The 4,991-nt window shown below is 62.8% G+C and carries 3 protein-coding genes and 2 pseudogenes; 2 read left to right on the top strand and 3 right to left on the bottom strand.

Going from position 1 to position 4,991, the window contains the following annotated elements:
- Positions 1–1,340 (top strand): annotated as a pseudogene (locus EOA27_RS21650) (DHA2 family efflux MFS transporter permease subunit); the annotation flags it as partial.
- Between the two features lie 658 nt (positions 1,341–1,998).
- Here EOA27_RS21650 and yidC read toward each other — a convergent pair.
- From yidC to rpmH, 3 genes are read right to left on the bottom strand one after another with little or no spacing between them, the layout of a single operon-like run.
- A complete protein-coding gene (gene yidC, locus EOA27_RS21655) occupies positions 1,999–3,831 on the bottom strand; it encodes a membrane protein insertase YidC (RefSeq protein ID WP_126080190.1) in 1,833 nt (610 codons plus the stop codon).
- A gap of 14 nt (positions 3,832–3,845) precedes the next feature.
- On the bottom strand, positions 3,846–4,199 hold the full coding sequence (gene rnpA / locus EOA27_RS21660) for a ribonuclease P protein component (RefSeq protein ID WP_112128961.1): 354 nt from the start codon (positions 4,197–4,199) through the stop codon (positions 3,846–3,848).
- A gap of 16 nt (positions 4,200–4,215) precedes the next feature.
- Entirely contained in the window at positions 4,216–4,350 is a 135-nt protein-coding gene (gene rpmH, locus EOA27_RS21665) for a 50S ribosomal protein L34 (protein ID WP_008833937.1), read from the bottom strand.
- A gap of 253 nt (positions 4,351–4,603) precedes the next feature.
- Here rpmH and EOA27_RS21670 point away from each other — a divergent pair.
- Positions 4,604–4,991 (top strand): annotated as a pseudogene (locus EOA27_RS21670) (sensor histidine kinase); the annotation flags it as partial.

The following is a 4,991-nucleotide window of genomic DNA, read 5'->3' on the forward strand; positions in this document are numbered from 1 at the left end:
ACGCCGCCGTCCGGCTATCTCGCCAATCGCTTCGGCCGCAAGCCATCCTTCTGGTGGCGATCACCGGCTTCGTCGTCGCTTCCGTGTTGTGCGGTTTCTCGCAGTCGCTGCCGCAGATCGTCGGCTTCCGCCTGCTGCAAGGCCTGTTCGGCGCGGCGCTCGTGCCGCTGTCGCAGTCGATCCTGCTCGACATCTACAGCGTCGAGGAGCGCGGCTCGGCCATGGCGCTGTTCGGCGTCTCGGTCATGGTCGGCCCGGTGCTGGGGCCGGTCATCGGCGGCTGGCTGACCGAGAACGTCTCCTGGCGCTGGGTGTTCTACATCAACGTGCCGGTCGGCGCGCTGGCCTTTATCGGCGTCTCCATGTTCGTCCAGGAAACCAAGCTCGACCTCAAGGCCAGGCTGGATTGGCTGGGCTTCGGCATGCTCAGCCTCGCCATCGCCTCGCTGCAGATGTTCCTCGACCGTGGCGAGCAGCTCAACTGGTTCTCCTCGGCCGAGATCATTGTCGAGGCGCTGGTCTGCGCGTCGGCCTTCTACATCTTCATCGTCCACACCTTCACCGCGCGCGACACTTTCGTGAACCCGCGGCTGTTCCTCGACCGCAACTTCGCCGTCGGCATGATCTTCATCTTCATCATCGGCATCACCTATCTCGCCTCGCTGGCCCTGATGACGCCCTATCTGCAGACGCTGATGGGCTACCCGGTGGTGACGGCCGGCATCGTCATGGGGCCGCGCGGCCTCGGCACCATGGCCTGCATGTTCCTGGTCGGCCGGCTGGTCGGCAAGGTCGACACGCGCTGGCTGCTGTTCATCGGCCTCGCCATCACCGCCTGGGCGATGTACGACATGACCGGCTGGACGCCGGACGTCTCGCAATGGACGATCATCAGCACCGGCTTCATCCAGGGCGCCGGGCTGGGCTTCCTGTTCGTGCCGCTCACCACCATCACCTTCGCCACGCTGGCGCCGGAGCGACGGGCGGAAGGCACCGGCCTCTACAACCTGTCGCGCAACATCGGTTCCAGCGTGGGCATCTCGGTGGTCTCGGCGCTGTTGACGCAGAACCAGCAGATCAACCACGCCAACATCGCCACCTATGTGACGCCCTACAATCCGGCCTTCGGCGATGCGGCGGTCTCGCAGGCGCTGAGCCCTTACACCGCCGCCGGCCGCGCCGCGCTCGACGGCCTCGTCACGCTGCAGGCGACGATCATCTCCTATGTCGACGACTTCAAGCTGATGATGATCCTGTCCTTGGCCGCGATCCCGCTGGTGCTTCTGCTGCGCAAGCCCGGCGCCCCGGCCAAGGTCGATCACAGCGCGGTCATGGAATAAAGGACCGGGATCCCGCCGCCCGCGGGACCCCGGGTCTGCCGGACCAGCCTCCCAAACACCGGCGTCGCTGCGCCGGAAGCCGCCCGGCCCTTTTTGGGGAGGACGGGAATCATACGAAGCGGGGGCGGGCGGAGTTTCACCAGCCTCGGACAATTTGCCGAAAATCATTCTGGTGTATCGAGGTCACGTATGGGTTTATCGGCGAAGGCCAACGCAATGCCGTCATCCCCGCGCTTGTCCCGAGCATCCGCCGCCGCATGCGGAGGATGTAGCGCGTCCAGTTCAGAGAGGCCGGTAGATCCTCTGGACAAGCCCGAGGATGACGGCGATCAAGGCATGCCGGTTATCTGAACTCCAAAAGCCATCGCGATCGCCTTGCCCCAAAATGCCGCCGACGTTGGTGATTGACCGAAAACCTCCGTGACGTCGTCATCCTCGGGCCTGACCCGAGGATCCATTCCGTGACCTTTGCGGCAGAGTGTGAGGGTGCAGAATTCTGTAACCGTTACAACGCCTTAGCGTGATAGTAAGGGTCTGCGCGCGTCGCTCCGGGATGTAAAGCCACGGCCAATCGCGAATGTTGGCGCAGTCCCGTTGGCATCTCCAACGAAAAACCCCGGCCAATGGCCGGGGTTCGCTTTGTAAGGTCGGGTGCCTTCTATTCCGCCGGCGATGGTTTCTTGCGGAACATCGCCGCCAGATTGTCCCACAATTCGATCTTGGCACCCTGGCGCTTCATGATCACGCCCTGCTGCAGGATCGACAGCGTGTTGTTCCAGGCCCAGTAGATGACGAGGCCTGCCGGGAACGAGCCCATCATGAAGGTGAAGATCACCGGCATCCAGGTGAAGATCGCCGCCTGCGTCGGGTCCGGCGGCGCCGGGTTCATGCGCATCTGCAGGAACATGGTGATGCCCATCACCACCGCCCAGGCGCCCATATGCGGCAGGAAGGCGGGCGCCGCGAAGGGCAGCAGGCCGAACAGGTTGAAGATCGACGTCGGATCGGGCGCCGCAAGGTCGTGGATCCAGCCGAAGAAGGGCGCGTGCCGCATCTCGATGGTGATGTAGAGCACCTTGTAGAGCGAGAAGAAGACCGGGATCTGCAGCGCCACCGGCCAGCAGCCGGCCAGCGGATTGATCTTCTCGGTCTTGTACAGCTCCATCATCGCCTGCTGCTGCTTCATCTTGTCGTCCGCGTATTTCTCGCGGATCTCGACCATCTTCGGCTGCACCTTCTTCATGTTCGCCATTGAGGCGTAGGACTTGTTGGCCAGGGGGAAGAAGATCGCCTTGACGACGACGGTGGTGGCGAGGATCGCCAGGCCGAAATTGCCGAAGAATTTGTAGAGCGTGTCGATGAGCCAGAACATCGGCTTGGTGATGAAATAGAACCATCCCCAGTCGATCAGCAGGTCGAACTGGCGGATGTGCCGGTCCTTTTCATAGGCGTTGATGGTCGAGACTTCCTTCGCGCCGGCGAAGATTTCGGACTCGATCGTCGTCGACTGTCCCGGCGCGACGCTGATCGCGTCGGACAGAAAGTCTGACTGATAGCTGTGGCTGTGCGGCCCGTCCTTGAATTCGAAATAGGAGAATTTCGGCTGGAAGGGCTGCTTCTCCGTCGGCACAAGCGTCACGGCCCAGTATTTGTCGGTGATGCCGAGCCAGCCATCGGTCGATTTGCCTGGCTTGACTTCCTTGTCCTTCTCGATGGCCGCGTATTTGTACTCCGTAAGCCCTTCGCTGCCGGTCACGCCGATCAGACCTTCATGCAGCACATAGGTGCTGGCGACGGCCGGTTTGTCGAAACGGGTGACGCGCCCGTAATTGTAGAGCGAGACGGCGGCCGTTCCCGAATTCTGCACCGTGTCGGAAACGGTGAACATATATTCGTTGTCGATAGAGATGGTGCGCTTGAACGTCAGGCCCTTGTCGTTGGTGAAGGTCAGCGTCACCGGCGTCGAGGGCGTCAGCGTCGGATTGCCTTCGACGCTCCACACCGTATCCGCGCCCGGTACAGCGCCGGTCGCATCGTTGCCGACGAAGCCGATCTCGGCGAAATAGCCGTTGGGCAGCGACGACGGGTTGAGCAGCTCGATCTCGGGCGAATTCTTGTCGACCGTCTCGGTATAGTGCTTGAGCTTCAGGTCATCCAGGCGCGCGCCGGTCAGGTTGATCGAGCCTTCGAGGCTTTGCGTGTCGATCTTGACGCGCTTGGTGGCGGCAATGGCCTGGTCGCGGCTGGCGGCGGTCACCGCTTCACCGCCGGGTGCGCCGGGAACGCTGCCGGCCGCCGGGGCCGACGTTCCGGTCGCGCCGGAATTGGCGCCGCCGCCCGCTTCCTTCTTCTGCGCCTCGACGCGCTGCTGCTCGATGCGGGCCTGCTCGCGCTGCTGCTCCATCTTGGGGTTCATGTAGAACACCTGCCAGAGCGTCAGGATCAACACCGACAGCGCGATGGTGATGAAGAAATTGCGGTTGTTTTCCATCGAAAGCCCTTGGCCTATCGTGCGCCGCGTAGCCGGCGGGAAAGCTCGGCCTTCAACTGGCCGAACGGAGTGGCGAGCACGTCTTCACGCCCGACGATGACATAATCATTGCCGGGCGCCATGTCATCGGCGGCGTGAACGCGCACGGCTTCCCTCAGCCGCCGCCGGACGCGGTTGCGCACCACGGCGTTGCCGACCTTCTTGGTGACGGTGTAGCCGACACGCGGCGCAAGGTCGTCGCCGCGGTCGAGAACTTCAACGAGAAAAAGCCGTCCGCGGCGTTTCTCGCCGCCGCGCACAGCCAGGAAGTCCGCGCGTTTCAGAAGCCGCCCGGGAGTTTTCCCCTTTGGCTTGCCGGTTGCGGGCAACGATCTCGTCTTTCGTTCAGGCGCTGAGCCGCTTGCGGCCGCGATTACGGCGGGCAGCAACGACGCCACGGCCACCCTTGGTGGCCATGCGGGCACGGAAACCATGCCGGCGCTTCCGGACGAGCTTGGACGGTTGGTATGTACGCTTCATTTGTTTTAATACCGCGGGGTGCGGCCCTTCTTGATTCTGTCACTCTGTAACAGGAGCTTTGCCGGGCCGGCTTAGGCGCGATCGAAACCGCGCCGGGACGAATGGCCCGAGCGTGAGCGGGCTTATAGAAAGAAGGTTTTTGGAAGTCAATCCGCCCGCCGCGAGGCAATTTTTTGCGGGGTGACGATGAAATTGGCAAAAAAGCCGCAAATCGCATAATCTTGCCCGATCAAGCCTTTGTGAATGCGCGTCAATGACGAGTGAAACTCTGTCCACGAACGAGAAGGCAACCCCGGCGGCAAACCCGACGCGCCGGGTGCCGCTGTCGCGCGGCCTGTCGACAAAGCTTCTTCTGCTCACCATCGCGTTCGTGCTTTTGGCCGAAATCCTGATCTTCCTGCCCTGGATCGCCAGCTACCGGGTGAACTGGCTGAAGGAGCGGTTGAGCACCGCCGCCGCCGTGTCGATCGTTTTGTTGCAGGGCGAGCCCAACGCGCTGTCGCACAATGCCCAGAACGATGTGCTGATGGCGATCGGCGCCAAGGCGATCGCCGTGCGCGACGGCGGCGTGTCGCGGCTGCTCGTCGTTTCCGACATGCCGCCGCAGGTCGACGAGCATATCGACATCGCCAATGTCGGCC

Source organism: Mesorhizobium sp. M2A.F.Ca.ET.037.01.1.1 (assembly GCF_003998075.1).
Lineage (GTDB): Bacteria > Pseudomonadota > Alphaproteobacteria > Rhizobiales > Rhizobiaceae > Mesorhizobium.

Excerpts from the sequence above, each read along its gene's own strand:
- yidC (WP_126080190.1), bottom strand. The coding sequence starts at position 3,831 with ATGGAAAACAACCGCAATTTCTTCATCACCATCGCGCTGTCGGTGTTG.
- rpmH (WP_008833937.1), bottom strand. The coding sequence starts at position 4,350 with ATGAAGCGTACATACCAACCGTCCAAGCTCGTCCGGAAGCGCCGGCAT.